Below are 16,622 nucleotides of genomic sequence, written 5' to 3'. Positions count from 1 at the left end.
ATATTATATTGAAAATAATACTATTTCTATAAAACCACCAATTATACCAGGAGATGATTGTATGGAAAGAATAAAGGTTAAAAATTTTATAGTTCTTAAAAATATAGATATTGAGTTAAAACGGTTAAATGTTTTTATAGGAAAACAGGAAAATAGAATGAAAATATTAAAATATTTAAAATTTAGTAATTTTATAAGCGAAGCCTATTGGCTTCGTTTTTTTATTAGCATGTTATAATTAATTAAGTGGAAAAGTTATAGTTGACAGCAGGGAGACAGATATTGATGATAGAAATTGTAGCAGTTTCTGATGAAGAAAAGGGAAGTATTCATAAAATAATTAAAAAATGCGACATTTTGCTTGGTTGCGGTGATTTATCACCGGGATATTTTGATTTTTTATTGAATACATTAACCCCTAAAATTAGCTTAATGATTTATGGAAATCACGATAAAAAATATTTCAAAAAGTTTGAAGATATAAATTTAAACGATTTTTCTGATATCTATACAGGAATTAAAGTAATCCACAATGAAATTATAAATATCAAATCAGCTCTTAATATTTCTGAAGATGTGTATATTACCGGATTTTCCGGTGCACTATCTTATGGTAAAAAGCCATTTCATTTTAAAGAAAAGGATGCAAAGGCTTTTTGCCACAAGTTAAATCGCAGCAAATTTTTAAATAGATTTAAAAAACTGGATGTAATTATCTCCCATTCGCCACCTGGAATTTCAAATATTTTTGATGATATGGATGATTATCACAAAGGTTCAAAACAATTAGCAAAAATTTATTTAAAATATTTTCCAAAAATCTGGTTTTATGGCCATATTCATCCAAGATATACCAGCAAACCTTTAAATTTTAAGATTTATTATAAAGGGAGAATTTCATATTTACTTAATACAGTTCCTTTTAAGTATGTATTATATGATGAAAATTTGCATGATATTGTAAAAATAAAAGGTGAAAATGGAAGGATTAAATTAAAGGAAATTTATTTATGATTTTCGGGGAGAGGATATAATGAATCGATTTGACAGCGCAAAGGAATACAAAAATGCAAAGAAAAAAGGGGAAAGGGAGTTATTATACTGGGAAGGTAGAGGGAAAGACGGATATTTACCTTCTTTAGAACATTTGCTTCAAAAATATGAAATTAGTGGAGAACAATACCTTGGAACGATAGAAATACCACTAAAAAAGGTTAAAGGCACTTATTACGAATCCCGAAGAAGTGCATTTTCAAAAAACTTTCTTCCATTGTTAGAAGAGACAAGTGAATTTGCAATTAAATGGATGAATCTTTTTGAAGCACAGCAGGAAGAAGGCATAAGGGAACCTATAGTAGCTTATGAATTTTTAAATTATTTTTATGTTGTAGAAGGAAATAAACGAGCAAGTGTTTTAAAATATCTCGAAGCACCTTCAATTGTAGGAAATGTAAGAAGGATAATACCAAAATATGATGAACTGGACCCTAAAATTAGAATTTATTATGAGTTTCTTGATTTTTATGAAAAAACAAAAATAAATATGATATGGTTTAAACGGGAAGGAAGTTTTAAGGAACTTGAAGAAATCCTTTTGAAACATGTAAAGGAAACCAATCAAAACCCCAATGAATTTTTCAAATATTTTGAAAAATTTATATACTGGAACTTTAGAAAGGTGTATCATTCTCTTGGTGGCGAAAGTCTTCCTTTGACTACCGGCGATGCCTTTCTTGAGTATATAAAAAAATATGGAATTGAAGATAATATTTTAGACAAAGAATTAAAAGCAAGAGTAAAAGAATTAATTAAGGAGCTTGAAACTGTTTATTTAGAAGAAAAAAAAGATTTACTACATGAAATGTTAGCTTCTTTTATTAAATTGTCAGCTGCACAGGAAAAGACTTTAAATATAGCTTTTGTGTATAGAAATACTATTAATGAAAGCACCTGGGTTCAGGCTCATGAAATTGGAAGAAATTATATTGAAGAAAAGTTTAAAGATAAAATTCATACTACATATATTGAGAATGTAAAAAAAGAAGATTCATATGAAGTTATTCAAGAATTGGTGGATAAGAATTATAATTTAATTATTACTACAAGTTTTGATTTTATGGATTCAACTTATAAAGCAGCTGTAAATAATTTGTCTGTAAAGTTCTTAAATTGTGCGGGATATAAGAGTTATAGAAATCTTTCTGTATATTTCGGAAGAATATATCAACCACAATTTTTAACAGGAATGATAGCGGGAATTATGACGAAATCAAATAAGATAGGGTTTATTGCGCCTTATCCATTACCTTTATTTGTAAGGAATTTAAATGCTTTTGCTATAGGAGTTAAAATGGTAAATCCATCAGCTGTTATTGACGTAAAATGGACAAAAGAATGGATAAACTATGAATTAGAAAAGGAATTAACGGTGAAACTTATAGAATCTGGAAATGATATAATAGCTTCTAATCTCGACACTCTTACTCCTCTGGAAATTGCCGATGAGCATAATGTATATAGCATAGGATATAATATAAAAAAAGATGAATTATTTCCAAAAACCAATATAGCAGCTGCAACATGGAATTGGGGACCTTTTTATGAAAAAATTGTAAAAAAACTTTTGAATGATGAGTGGGAGATTACCACTTCAAAACATCTAAAGGACTTAAGAAAGTACTGGTATGGAATGGATAGAAAAATTGTAAGATTATTTAAATCGAAGAATTTGCTTCCCGGACAAAGCGAGAATCTTATTGAATTAATGAAAAACGCAATAAAAAACAGGGAATACGATGTGTTTAGCGGTCCAATTATAGATGCAAATGGTAATATAGTAGCAACAAATGATGAAAGTATTACAGATGAAGAATTATTAAAGATTAATTGGTATCTTGATAATATAAAAGGAGAACTGGAAAAGATTATATTTACCACTGATTAAATTTAATAACAAAGTGCCGGAATTAATCCCGGCACTTTAATTTTATATTATTTATTAGAAATAAATTTTTATATTTAATGAGATTGAATTTAAATCTTCCATTGATTTTAATGAGTGTTCATCTGATTCGGCATATGCATATTTTAACTGTATTGAAGGCTCAAAGTTATCAATTCCATTATATGCAATTTTTAATGTTCCCATGTATCCGGGTTCATATTTATCATTGATTTTTGAAAACGCTGCTAATCCAAGACCTTCAAAGGATACATTGTTTATCTTTGCTTTTATATACATATCGCTTCCAAATGAAATATGCCCTTTTAATTCCTCTGTTGGCAAACCGTTAAATCCTTCAATTCCCAATGTAAAGTCTTCTCCGTGTGTATATTCGATACCTCCTACAGCCTTTACATAATACTTTTCAAAAATGTCCACTTCTGTTGAATCTTTTGTCTGAACTGTTGTTGTTGGATTTTCAGGATTTGGAACATAATATGTTGTATCTACTTTTATATATGTTTTTTCTGGCATAATTAATGCTGCTTCGCCATGATAGCTTATAGAATCAAAGAAATAGGATATCCCCTGAAAATCTAATGTTACTACATTTCTATATGGTCTGTATAATGTTGTTTTTGATGTTCCTGTTCCATCTTTTGAATAATTTATTTCTATTGTTTCTGGAACTGTAAAGTGATAATGGTCATGAGCATAACCTAATTTGATATTGTAATTTGAAATATCCATTGAAACCTTTGCACTATAATCGCTATTTACAGGCAATAATTCGTCTATATTTTTTGTTTCTGTATAGATATTTTTAACTTCATATATATCTGGTAAGACCATTAATGTTTTAAATGCATATGTAAGTGTTGCTGCGTTCTCAGAAATTATTGTTTCGTTTATTGTTTTTGGATATAGTATAAATGAAGGTATATCGTCATATGTTTTTGGTGTAAAGGTTAATTCATATGTATAGTCTGCAATGTATCCATTTAAATATATTCCATCTACAGGTAATGTTTTTAATGGTTCAAATGGATTAATTCCATCATGTGCTGGAATTGTTACTGAAGGACTGTAAAATGTTGAACTGCCGCTATCAGGAATAAACCTTCCGACTCTTAATGTTGCTTCATCAAGATAAATATCTGCAAACGCTTCATTGAGTACATATAATGCCCATGGTAATGATGGAGATATTAAATATACTGATGATGGCATCAATGCTGCATACTGTGTTGTATCAATATCTGAGTTAACATTTAAATCAAAACCGTCTAATTTGAATAAATCTATTGAAAATCTATAATAAAGATTGTCGAGTTCATTTTCAAGTGTAATATTTGTTTTTAATCCACTAAATGTTGTTGATGCATTATTTGAGAAATTATAACCGTATATATAATTTAAATCACCAGAAAAGCCAAATAATGTCAATGCTAACAATGTGAGCGATATTATTGTTACTATGCTTTTTTTCATACTCTCGCCTCCAAAATCTTATTTTTTATTTTTATTATTGATACTTCAAAACAGGTTTTGAGATATTTCTCTTGTTAAAGAATTTCTTTGTAATTGGAATATCAAATTCAACATTTTTAATAATAAGTATTGTTGAGTGATTTTCTTCAATGTTGTTTAATTCTATTCTTGTTGCGAGAATATGACCCGAATAATCTTTTACATCGCTAAATGTCATTACCTTTATTAATTCTCCATTTTTGTTATAAAAATCTATTTTTTTAAAGAGCATGTTTTCTTTTTCTATTAACGCTACTATCTTTCCATAATCACTGTCCTTTTCATGTGGAATTATTTCTACTGTATATGATTTATCATCTTCATTTATAAGATTTGCATCGTAATCGCCGTTTTGTTCGTTGTATAATAATGAAATATCGTTGTATTTAAAGTCTGAACCTACAAATTTTCCATTTTTTGCACCGCCGGAAATCCTCTTTGTTTTTCTATATGCTGGCATATAAAGGTAAATTTCATCGTCTGATAATGTGAGCAATGTAATTCTTTTTACTTCTGATGGCTTATTAAATCTTACAAGCGCAAGTGTGTCGTCGCCATCATGCATAATATACATATCAAATTCCCTTTCCCTGATATTTCCATTAGCGTCTTTTAACTGCATGATCACAAGTGATTTTTCTGTTTTGAAATTATCGTGTGCGTCTTTTAATTGATCCAATACTTCCTGCCCTGTAATTGCAAATGCGGAAACAACTGTTAAAATAATTACTGTGAGTAATACCAATCCCTTTTTGTAGTTCATGCTTTCTCCTCCTCCATTTTTAATTTTCTTTTTAGTAATGATTCTTTTGAGAATTTATTTAAAAGATTTTCATTAAGCATTGTCATTAATATAGGGAATATTGTTAAAGTCAATATAGGAGCCACTAACATAGCTGTTGCAGTTAAAATACCAAACTGACTTAACATACCTATTTCTGAGAATATAAATGTTGCAAATCCAAGAATAACTGCAAGAGAGTTAATTAATATAGCCCTTCCAGAGGTTGCTGATGTTCTTATTGCAGCCTTAAACTTATCCTTTGTAAGCCTATATTCTTTCTTAAATCTTGTTAAATAGTGTATTGTGTAATCTATACCTGTACCAATAGTAATTGATGCAATTGTTACTGTTGCTGCATTTAATGAAATACCTGTTAGCCCCATTATTCCAAAGTTGACAATTATAGTAAGAGTAATAGGAATTAATGCGAGTATTCCAAGAACCACAGAATGCATTTGAATTGCAAATAATATAAATACAAGTGCATAGGCAAGCATCATACTTTCTTTTTGATTGTCAAATACCATATCATTAACCTTGTTTGTCAATACCGGAATACCGGTAACCCTTACCAATAACTTCTTATTTCCCCCTGGAATTACAACTTCCTCATCATTTACATATTGTGAAAGTTCTTTTATATAATTTTCTTTTAATCCTGTATTTAATGATTTCAAAGTATTTTCCACATATAATGCCTTTAATGTTGGTTCGTAATCATATACAAAATATTCATAATATTCTGAAATATATTCATCCACTGATTCTGGATCTTTTAAATATGCATTGAATGTATTCATATCAATTGTTTCTTCACCATATTCAGCAAGATAATTATTAAATAGATTTAATATCATTGTTTTATCCATTCCTGAAATTATCTCGTTTATATCAGCCTTTCTTGCTTTTAACATTGTATTTAAAACTTCTTCTGTATATGTTCCATTTCTTGCTGCTATGAATTGTTTAAGTTCGTGTTCAAATGCTTTTATGTGTTCTGGATTTCCAACGTCAAATTCTTCTGTATTGTAATCTGTATAGATATAATCATTAATATATTTTCTTAAGTCATTTTCAAGGATTTTAACCTTGTTAAAACTCTTGGTGTTTACCATCATTTGAGAAATTCCCTCGTTCTTTTCAGCGGATAATATCTTATCTATTCCTTCACTACCTTCAATCATCATATAATCCTGTTCCATTGCTGCGTTTGAACCAGGAATGTACTTTACGCCTGTAAATCCTTCTGTTAGATTTGCAACAACATCACCTATATTTGAAATCTGTGAAATAACATCATAATTCTTTGCAAATAATGAAATATCTCTAATAGATCTATTAAAGTAGAAATCCCTGAATGTATTGTCTCCTTTAGCCACTAAATCAACGAATATATAATCATTTCCACCATAATTATTTCTTAAGAACTTAGAACTTTTAACCATTTGTGTTTTGTCGCTCATGAAATTTTCTATTTGCATATCAGATTTGATTTTTGGAATATAGAATGTTGTAAATAATACAAGAATTGCTATTATGGACAATGTAATGGCTCTATGATGTACAATCTTATCTGTAAAGTTTCTTAAAAACGGACTTTCTCCGTCTTCAGATAATGTTACCTTCGACTTTGGCTTGAAAATTAAAAGCATTGCTGGAACAAATATAGTTGCCATTAGTAATGCTAAAGCTATACCAAGTGAGGTAAATATTCCCAATTGCCACACAGGAGTAAGATCAGCTGTTAACAATGATAAGAATCCTGCGATAGTTGTTAATGCACTTAAAACAACTGCTGTTCCTACATGCTTCAATGTTTCATTTACAGCTTTTTCTGCTGAAATACCCTTATGCAATTCTTCATAATATTTACTGATAATATGAATTGAATATGCTGTTCCTATACCAACAACTGCAATTGGCACTGCTGATGTTGTTATGTTAAAGTCTATTCCCAACAATTCCATTATTCCAACTGTCCATATATCAGCAAGCAAAACTGAAATGATAGGCAATAACACACCTGCTATGTTCTTATAACTAAAATAAAGAACAGCCATAACGAGAATTAAAACAATAGGAATTAACTTTAATAAATTATCTTTTACTATTTCCTCTATTTCTCTATTCGCAATTGCTGTACCAAAGATATAATAATCAACACCTGCATCTTTAAATACATTTTCAACCTTTAAACCTGCTGATTTCTCTTCAACATCCTTTTTTAATCCAATTGCAAATAATACGCTTTTTTCGTTATCTGATATAAATTTTCCTTTAATCATATCATCGTTTTTTAATTCATTTTTCAATTCTTCTGGACTATACGATTTAATGCTTGAAAAATCAAATGTTGATTCAAGGTTTCCAACTGAAATATCTCCATCTTCTGTTGTGCTAATCCTTGGAGCATTAACAGGTGAAATAACATTATCAACTACATCAAGTTTCTTTAATTCTTCCGTGAGTTTATATATCTCTGGAAAGTGTTTATACACATCGTCATACTTTACTGCTGTTAAAATCATGCCGTTTAAACCAAATGTATCTGCCACTTCGTCATAAATCACCTTGTCAGGATCATCTTTTGGAACATAACTTGATATATTATCATGAACACTGACCTTTGCTGCATAAATACCAAAAACAATTGTTAAAACCGCTACAAGAATAACTATAAATATAGAATTTTTACGGTTTAACTCCATCTTATCTCCTCCTCCTTTTGGTGGCAATTATTGAATACTTATCTTCACGTTTATAATATATACTCCTCAAATGTTTCAAAATTATTTAAGGATTAAGAATTTTTTGGTGGCAGATAATTAAGACTTAATTAATGTGGTAAAATATAAAATGAAAGGAGAGATAAAAATGGATTTGATAAAAAAATTAAAAGATGATAGCAGCGCAGAAAGATTTTTAATAGAAGCTGGAATATTGAATATAAAAAGCGAATGTCCATATTGCGGAAGCAAAGAAGTTTATACAATAAGAAGAAATCATTTTAAATGCAAATCATGCAGGAGAGAATGGTCAAGATACAATGGTACTATTTTCAAGGATATAAGAATTAAACCTTTGAAGTTTGTAAGAATTGTTCATGAATTAGCCGAAGGAAAAATGATAAAAAAAATCTCTGAAGATTTAAATGTTTCCTATAATACCGTTTTAAAAATACGAAAGCTTATTTTAAAACGATTTATAAAAAGGATATTTGGTGTCGAAGATGTAGGAGATTTTTTTGCTGTTGGTATAAAATATAAAGATAATAATATAGATATGAAATATTTCGAGGAATGTAATATTGAAAACTTAAAAAATATTGAAAACGAAAAGCTTGGAAGGTTGTATATTTTTAAAGATATAAATAATTACGATGTTTTCATAATCTTTTCTGAAAAACCCATTAAAATACTCGAAAAAAATTCCAAAAAAATTAATTTACAGGAAGCTCGTAAAGAATTCCATGAGTTTATAAAACATTTCTCAGATAGTGTGGTAAAAGGAAAACTATCCAATGGTAATTCACTGTTGTTTGCACTGGCACAATCTCATGTTGTAAGCACTCATGGTAATGAACGCTTATTCTATATTTTTTTAGAATTATTAAAACAAAAATAAGGGCTGTTTCAAAAGAAACAGCCCTTGATTTATTAATGTTGTAAATATATAAGGTAATATACAAATGCAATTGCAAGTACCCAGTTTAACCAGTGAATTTCCTTACCTTTTCCTGATAATACCTTAACTAATGGATATGCTATTAAACCAAGAGCAATACCATTAGCAATAGAATATGTCAATGGCATCATTATAATTGTTATAAATGCTGGAACAGCTTCTGTTGTATCTTCCCATCTGATTTTTGTTAAGTTTTTCAACATTAAAGAACCAACAAAAATCAATGCTGGTGCTGTTGCTGCAGCTGGAATTGTTAATCCTAAAGGTGAGAAGAATAACATAAGAAGCATTAATACAGCTACAGTTACTGATGTTAAACCTGTTCTTCCACCCTGTGCAATACCTGTTTCACTTTCAATATATGTTGTAACTGTTGAAGTTCCAAATAATGCACCTACAGAAGTACCTATAGCATCAGCCATATATGCTCTATTTGATCTTGGGAAGTCTTCTCCATCTTTTATAAATCCAGCACTTTGAGCTAAACCTGTTAATGTACCAAGTGTATCAAAGAAGTCAACAAAGAAGAAGGTTAATACCACAACCCAGAATGAACCACTTACTAAATCACCCCATGAAAGTTGAAGTTTCATAAATGTTGGTGAAATATCAGGAATCTTTCCGATTATTCCCTGATAATGTGTAACTCCAAAAATTGGGAAAGCACCTATTATTGTTGATATAATAATACCAAGAAGAATCGATCCTGGAACTCTTAACGCAAATAAAACAGCTGTTATAATTAAACCAATTATTGCAACTAATGCATTTGGATCAGTTAAATCTCCCAATCCAACAAATGTTGCAGGATTAGCTACTATAATACTTGCATTTTTCATACCGATAAATGCGATAAATAAACCTATACCTGCACTTGTGGCAAATTTTATATTTTGAGGAATAGCTTTTACAACAAAACTTCTTGCCCCTGAAGCTGTTAATAAAATAAATACAAGACCTTCAACAAAAATTGCACCCAATGCAACCTGCCATGGAATCCCCATTTTCAAAACTACAGTATAGGTAAAATATGCATTTAAACCCATACCTGGAGCAAGAGCAAATGGATAATTAGCATATAATCCCATTACCAATGTTGCAGCTGCTGCACCAAAAATTGTAGCAACCATTACAGCACCAAAATACTGAGTATAAACATCGCTTCCAACTTCTGCACCTGGAGCCATAGCTGTTACCAGAATACTTGGATTAACAAATAAAATATAGGCCATACTTAAAAAAATAGTAATACCAGCAAGGATCTCAGTTGTTACAGTTGTACCGTTTTCTCTTAACTTAAAGAACTTTTCCACCCCATAACACCTCCTGAGTTTTAAAAAATATAATATACCTTTAACATTATTGTATAAGTAATAGTTTACAAAATTATTTCTAATTTATTTAAATTAAATAAAATTTAATATTTTAATCATAAAAAACAAAAGCATCCCCCAGGAAGAGAGATGCTTTATTACAATTATATTATCTCTCTTCCTGTAGTCAGACAGTTTACGGCTGTCTGGTAGAGACTCCCGAGCCATATTCCCGGGATTATACAGGAAGAATCCTTGTTCACCTATTTACTTTTCATACCTTACCATTTTCTGTTTCGCCATGATCTTTTATATCATTATTTTTTTCCTTTTTAACTTCATATTTTTCCTGATATTCTTCAAAAATTTTATTAAATTCTTCATGATACTTTTTAAACACTTCTAATACCTCTGGATCAAATATAGAAGGTTTGGTTTTAAAATCACCGTTAACTATAATATTATAAGCTTCTTCATGAGAGTATCCAGCTTTATACGGTCTATCGCTTCTCAATGCATCATAAATATCAGCAAGCGCAACAATACGAGCTTCAATAGGAATCTCCTCTCCTTTTAACCCAAAAGGATATCCAGAACCATCATATTTTTCGTGATGATATAATGCTATATTTTTAGCCATCTGGAAATATTCATCATTTCCAAATATTTCTTCAGCATATAATGTATGTTTTTTCATTTCCTCGTATTCTTCAGCCGTCAGCCCTCCAGGTTTATTCAATATATCATGATTTATCATCAATTTACCAATATCGTGTAAAGGTGCGTATGTTTCAATATCATTTACAAATTTCGCATCAAAACCCATTTTTTCTGCTATTAACCGCGAATATTTCGCAACCCTATCAATATGAAAACCTGTTATTTCATCATATTTTTCAGCTATTGCAGAAAGATGCGAAGAAAATTTTCTATAAGAAACCCCAAGATCATTATATGCATCTTCCACCTGATTATATAAATCTTCAAGTTCTTTATTTGTAGCTTCTAATTCTTCTGTTGATGCACTAATTTCATCAAATAATTCTATCATTTCTTTTATAGCTAAAAATTCAACTTCTTTTAATTCTTCTAATTCAGTAAAATGGAATTTTTCTTTTTTTATTGGTTCCAGAATATTCACAAAATCATTTTCAGACAAAATCATAAAACTCTGTCTATCCATAATTCTTAATTCTTTTAAGAAACTTTCCATGCTCTTTATTATTTTATTAAATTCCTGTTCAAAGGTTTCCATAAGACTTAAATTTCTTTTTTTGAACCACAAATTCACATAAATCAATAATAATATAATTATCGAAATAAAAATATTGTATATAACATATTTTGTAATATCAATAGAGGTCACAAGAGTTATATTTTTCCATTTCTTCTTTAAGTTAAGATATATCCTGAAGTTATCAGTTGTAATAAAATTAAATTTATTAATATTCAAATCAGATAAAATCAATTCTCCTGATTCATCAATTATCGAAAAATAGTATGTTGAATTATGCAGTAAATTTAAAGCATTTAATTCACCTATTAAATATAAGGAATTATATTTACTTACAATATATATTTTCTCAGGTTCATTTGAAAATAGCTCAGTTTTTAAAATTAATGTATCCATATTCTTCATATTTTGCAGTTTAAAAAGAAGTATCTGATTAATATATTTATCTTCAAACAATTCATCTGGTAGCGTTTTTCTAACCTTTCCTGTTTGTTCAACAGCATAAAATCTTTTAATGTTAATGTCTTTAAGCAGCTTTTCATCATCAATAATGCTAATATACTTTAAATGATAAAAATAATGATTCATAACATCTGAAAAAGCGTCATAATTATTCTGCGAGTAATTAGAAAGATTGCTATATGACATATAAAACGAAAAAGTCCAGATTAATATAATAATTGCGAAAAATACAACATTCTGGATAATAGATTTTTTAATATAACTATGCAAGATATCTCCAAACTTCATTCTTGAGCCCCTTTGATTTTTATATTAATATATCATTGATATATTAATTCAGTGTAAATTATAACAAAATCCCCCGCAAAAAAAATTACGGCATGGAAACAAAAAATTTAAATCTGTTCCAAAAATAGAAAATATTTTCTTTTTTATCTATTTGCAAAAATAATTTATTATTTTTAATATTCTTGGTATAATAGAAGTGGAGATGAATTTTTAGAGGGGGATAATATGATTGATACTAAATTAAAACATATAATAAATAAATATAGCTTAAGTTTTGATGAAAAAAAATTTCAAAATGTAAAAAAAATTATTCAATATTTAGGAGAATTGGACGAAGAAATACTGGAAAATATAATTCTTGAAAATTATACCATTGGAGAATCCTATTTTTTCAGAGATGAAAATCTATGGAATATATTAAAAAGAAAAATCCAGACAAAAAATAATTGGGATATTTTAAGCCTTGGTTGTTCAAGGGGAGAAGAGGTTTATACAATGTCTTTTATATTAAATGATTCTGGAATAAATTATTCCATAAAAGGTGTTGATTTATCTTATGAACGCATCCAACAGGCAATAAAAGGGGAATACAAATTCTGGAGTGTTAGATTTCTTAAAAAGGATTTAATTGAAAAATATTTTGAAAAAAAAGATAACTTTTTTTATGTAAAAAATAATTATAAAAGGGATATATCCTTTATGCAAAGAAATATAATATTGGAAGCAAAGGATAATTCGAAAACATATGACATTATATTTATTCGTCGAGTTTTAATATATTTTGAAGAATATCAAATTAGCAAAATTTTAAATGATTTAAAGTTACTATTAAAAAAAGATGGTTATTTAATTCTGGGTAAAGGGGAATTTTATCCAGAATTGTTGGAATTATTTGAACCGGAATTTTATGATGATATTGTTCTGTGGAAAAATTCAAAAAATAAAATATTAAAAAAGAATACTAAAACTTCGCTATTTAAAAATAAAATCAACTTAAAATATCTGGAAAAAAAGAATTTACAACCTTCAAAAAATAATATTGAAAAAAACATTTTAAAAGACAAAATATTAAAAACATATACTCATGTTACTTTAGAAGAAGAGCTTGAAATAATTGAAGAAATGCTTAATAAAGAAAATTTCATTATGGCCTATGAAAGAATCTCACATGCTATTGAAAAATATCCTTTAAATTATCTTTTATGGAAATACAAAGGTTTTGTAGAATTAAGGCTTGGAAAAAATTTTAAAGATTCAATATCAAAAGCTATATATTTAAATCCTGACGATCCAGAATTATGGCATTTAAAAAATAGTTGAGGTGTTATAGATGGAATATTATATATGTGAAATAAAGGATATTGAAAACAGAACACGAAAAATAGCTATCGAAAATAATATCATAGGGATTTCAACATCTTTTATCCCTGAGGATACAGGAAAACAGTTTATAGGTTTTTCAGAATTTAACGGGAATTTATACCCTGTTGTAACCCTTCCGCTGGAAGAAAAGCTCGTTTTAAAAATCTTTCTAATATATGAAAAAATGGCTTTTGGCGTAACCTCAATAATAAAAAAAACAAAAATCGACAAAGTGCACATTATTTCTGAAAAAATGCTTGAATTATTCCCTGAAATGAAAATATATTCCGGATATTTTGAAGACGAAGGGGAAGATATACTTGTATTTAATATTGAAAATGCATTAAAACAGGATATGCCAGACGTAATAGTAAAAAACAGAAAAATTAAAAGAGGGACACATCAAAAATTATTACAGGATTTCTTTATTATAGATGGCAAATATGCTGTTGAAAGATACAAAATACTTAATATTTCCGGTATTGAAAAATTTGCCCCTTTTTCATTTAAAGAATTTGACGGATTTGTTGAATATAAAAATGAAATTTTCCCTGTATTGAAAACTGACGAAGAATTTAAATGGCTCGTTATAAAAAAAGGTTTTAGCCTTTTATGTAAAAATATCCAGACAACAAATGGTGAAGTTATATCAGATGAAAAGAATAAAAAGTACTTAAAAGTTGGCAAAAATATATATGAAATTCTGGAGTGATATAAATGGAAATGGATTTTTCTCAGATATATTTTGATGAAATGGAAGAACGATTAAACGAAGCTATTGAATTATTGAAAAAATATCTTGAAACTCATGATCCCATTATAATAAAGGATTTACATAGAATCTTTCATACACTAAAAGGTTCTGCTGGGCTGGTGGGATTAAATAATATACAGAGCTTTATGCATGTTCTCGAAAGTGAATTTAAAAAACGTTTAGACAATGAATTGGAAGAAGATTTTGTTGCCAGGATAATGAAGATTTCAGCTGAGATTGTAAATAAAAAAAAGGATTTAACTCCAGATGAAGTTAAATATTTTTCTTCAATTCTTGAGGGTAAAGAAGATATTGATAGTTCATCTGGAAGAGTTTCCATTGACTCAGTTCACATAGATTACTTTGAAAAAATCTTCGAAGAAATACTTAAAGCAGAAAATCTATTAATTCAGGGAAATAAAAATAGCGCTTTAAAAAATTTAAAACAACTTAGAAAATCCATACAAAAAATTATAGAAGATTCGAAGTTCATTTCTTTAAACAAAGTACTTGAAGATTTTGAAAATCTTGTTTATCAGGAAGCAGTTTTTAATAAAAAGAAAGTCCGTTTAGAACTTTTTGTGGAAGATGAAAAAATAGGAAAAAAAGACGCAAAATTTTTAAGAAATATTCTTGTACATCTTGTAAAAAACGCAATTGCACATGGCATTGAATTACCCGAGGAAAGAATTAAAAATAATAAAAAAGAATACGGAAAAATAACCATAAAAAGCTATTCAAAAGGCGAATTTTTATATATAGAGGTCACAGATGATGGTAAAGGTATAGATATAGAAAAAGTCAAAGAAAAAGCAAAAGAAAAAGGAATTACTTATGAAGATCCATACGAAATAATTTTTGAATCTGGATTTTCAACAAAAGAAACTGCTGATTTGTCTTCTGGAAGAGGTGTTGGTCTTGATTCTGTAAAAGCTTTTGTAGAATCAAGAGAAGGATTTATAAAGGTAAAAAGCACTCCTCAAAAAGGAACAACATTTATAGTTTCATTTAAAACAGAATTAACTTCAAAAAAAGTTTTAATTGTAAAAAGGCAACATGAAATCTTTGCAATTTTTTCAAATGAAATCCAGGAAGTCCTTAAAGATGCCGAAATTATTAATGACGAAAAAATAAATTACAAAGGAAAAATTATGGATTTAATAGACTTTAAAGAAGGTGATTTTAAATTTATAATCGCCGGAAGAAATAAAGCTATTGCTGTAGATGAAATAATAGGTTATTTTGAAACATTTGTACTACCATATGAAAAAGATTACATTGTTGGGTTTGCCAAAAATATATTTTCTTATCCCGTTCCAATAATTTCAATTGAAGAAGTAAACATTAATAAAAAACGCATTTCAAACAAAGAAAAAACTATTCTTGTTTTAGACGACTCCACATTAACCAGATTTGTTATTTCAAAACTAATAAGAAACGCTGGATTCAGAGTAATTGAAGCAAAATCTGGGGAAGAAGCAATAGAGAAAAAAGGATATGATGCCGCAATATTAGATGTTGAACTTCCTGGAATTTCAGGTTATGAAGTTGCCAGAATATTGAGAAATAGAAATAAAGATTTACCAATTATTATGTTAAGTACAAAAGACTCACCAGAAGATATCAAAAAAGGTCTTGATTTAGGAATAAATGCATATCTATCAAAAAGCGATGATCCAGAAAAAATCGTAATATTATTAAAAAAATTTCTGGAGGTGTAAATTATAAAAAAAATTGTAATAGGTGCATCTGCAGGCGGACCAAATACATTAAAAAAGATATTTGATATAAAAGAAGAATTAAAAATACCTGTTGTACTTGCAATGCATAATCTTTCAAGTCAGGTGGAAAACTTTAAGGACTTTATTGAAGATTTCACCAAACAAAAAGTATATATTATAAATAACATAACCTCCTTAAATGCTGGAATATACATTCCAGAAGGCGGGAAAGACATTATTTTTGTAAATGAAAATACAATTTCCGCAGTTGATTCACAGGATATCATTGCACCTTCAATAAACCATCTATTCAAGAGTTGCGAAAGCTTTGTAAATGATGACTTTTATTTTATACTCCTTGGTGGATTGGGGCAGGATGGAACAAATGGCTTAAAAGTATTGGAAAAGAAAAATGCAAATATATATATTCAAAAGCGTGCGAAATTTCCATATATGACAAATGCCGCAATGAGAAGTCTCAAAAGATACAACAAATTAGATATAGAGGGTATTAAAAATCTTATTTTAAAAATAAACAGGGGTTGA

General features: G+C 28.5%; 13 protein-coding genes and 1 riboswitch. Of the genes, 8 read left to right on the top strand and 5 right to left on the bottom strand.

Translation table 11 applies throughout. The annotated features are described in order from the left end of the window. The first annotated feature begins 61 nt into the window (after window positions 1-61). Genes XO11_RS10015 through XO11_RS10005 form a run of 3 tightly spaced genes read left to right on the top strand, consistent with a single transcriptional unit; the run spans window position 62 to window position 2,944 of the window. Window positions 62-238, top strand: a complete 177-nt coding sequence (locus tag XO11_RS10015; RefSeq protein ID WP_175418573.1) for a hypothetical protein — start codon at window positions 62-64, stop codon at window positions 236-238. 47 nt (window positions 239-285) lie between these two features. Then, window positions 286-1,014 carry a metallophosphoesterase gene (locus XO11_RS10010; RefSeq protein WP_175418572.1) on the top strand — a complete coding sequence of 243 codons (729 nt, stop codon included), beginning with the start codon at window positions 286-288 and terminating at the stop codon, window positions 1,012-1,014. Between the two features lie 19 nt (window positions 1,015-1,033). Further along, entirely contained in the window at window positions 1,034-2,944 is a 1,911-nt protein-coding gene (locus tag XO11_RS10005; RefSeq protein WP_175418571.1) for a BMP family ABC transporter substrate-binding protein, read from the top strand. Between the two features lie 54 nt (window positions 2,945-2,998). On the opposite strand, the gene XO11_RS10000 is transcribed toward XO11_RS10005, so the two are convergent. Genes XO11_RS10000 through XO11_RS09990 form a run of 3 tightly spaced genes read right to left on the bottom strand, consistent with a single transcriptional unit; the run spans window position 2,999 to window position 7,966 of the window. Next, entirely contained in the window at window positions 2,999-4,435 is a 1,437-nt protein-coding gene (locus XO11_RS10000) for a hypothetical protein (protein WP_175418570.1), read from the bottom strand. Between the two features lie 34 nt (window positions 4,436-4,469). Next, window positions 4,470-5,237, bottom strand: coding sequence for an outer membrane lipoprotein-sorting protein (locus XO11_RS09995; RefSeq protein WP_014297478.1), 768 nt, complete (start codon window positions 5,235-5,237; stop codon window positions 4,470-4,472). Further along, a complete protein-coding gene (locus XO11_RS09990) occupies window positions 5,234-7,966 on the bottom strand; it encodes an RND family transporter (protein WP_175418569.1) in 2,733 nt (910 codons plus the stop codon). The genes XO11_RS09995 and XO11_RS09990 overlap by 4 nt, the downstream gene beginning before the upstream one ends. 166 nt (window positions 7,967-8,132) lie before the next feature. Here XO11_RS09990 and XO11_RS09985 point away from each other — a divergent pair, with 166 nt between their 5' ends. Continuing rightward, window positions 8,133-8,882, top strand: coding sequence for a transposase (locus XO11_RS09985; RefSeq protein ID WP_014297476.1), 750 nt, complete (start codon window positions 8,133-8,135; stop codon window positions 8,880-8,882). Between the two features lie 32 nt (window positions 8,883-8,914). Here the strand turns inward: XO11_RS09985 and XO11_RS09980 are convergent, their stop codons facing one another. Together XO11_RS09980 and XO11_RS10440 are read right to left on the bottom strand one after the other, a co-directional pair. Continuing rightward, entirely contained in the window at window positions 8,915-10,255 is a 1,341-nt protein-coding gene (locus XO11_RS09980) for an NCS2 family permease (RefSeq protein ID WP_014297475.1), read from the bottom strand. Window positions 10,256-10,419: 164 nt separating this feature from the next. Beyond that, a riboswitch (purine riboswitch) is annotated at window positions 10,420-10,521 on the bottom strand. A gap of 8 nt (window positions 10,522-10,529) precedes the next feature. Further along, a complete protein-coding gene (locus XO11_RS10440; protein ID WP_014297474.1) occupies window positions 10,530-12,239 on the bottom strand; it encodes an HD-GYP domain-containing protein in 1,710 nt (569 codons plus the stop codon). Window positions 12,240-12,464: 225 nt separating this feature from the next. Between XO11_RS10440 and XO11_RS09970 the strand changes: the two genes are divergently transcribed. Genes XO11_RS09970 through XO11_RS09955 form a run of 4 tightly spaced genes read left to right on the top strand, consistent with a single transcriptional unit; the run spans window position 12,465 to window position 16,622 of the window. Further along, entirely contained in the window at window positions 12,465-13,559 is a 1,095-nt protein-coding gene (locus XO11_RS09970) for a CheR family methyltransferase (RefSeq protein WP_175418568.1), read from the top strand. Between the two features lie 10 nt (window positions 13,560-13,569). Next, window positions 13,570-14,313 (top strand): hypothetical protein, encoded by a 744-nt coding sequence (locus XO11_RS09965; RefSeq protein ID WP_014297472.1) that lies wholly within the window; start codon window positions 13,570-13,572, stop codon window positions 14,311-14,313. Between the two features lie 5 nt (window positions 14,314-14,318). Further along, the gene (locus tag XO11_RS09960; RefSeq protein WP_014297471.1) at window positions 14,319-16,076 is read left to right on the top strand and encodes a response regulator; all 1,758 of its coding nucleotides are present in this window, start codon (window positions 14,319-14,321) and stop codon (window positions 16,074-16,076) included. After that, window positions 16,077-16,622, top strand: a complete 546-nt coding sequence (locus tag XO11_RS09955; RefSeq protein ID WP_014297470.1) for a chemotaxis protein CheB — start codon at window positions 16,077-16,079, stop codon at window positions 16,620-16,622.

It is taken from the genome of Marinitoga sp. 1138, from assembly GCF_013363265.1.
Taxonomy (GTDB): Bacteria; Thermotogota; Thermotogae; order Petrotogales; family Petrotogaceae; genus Marinitoga; species Marinitoga piezophila.
Note: the sequence above shows the minus strand (reverse complement) of the source record. Positions and strands in the feature narration are given on the sequence as shown.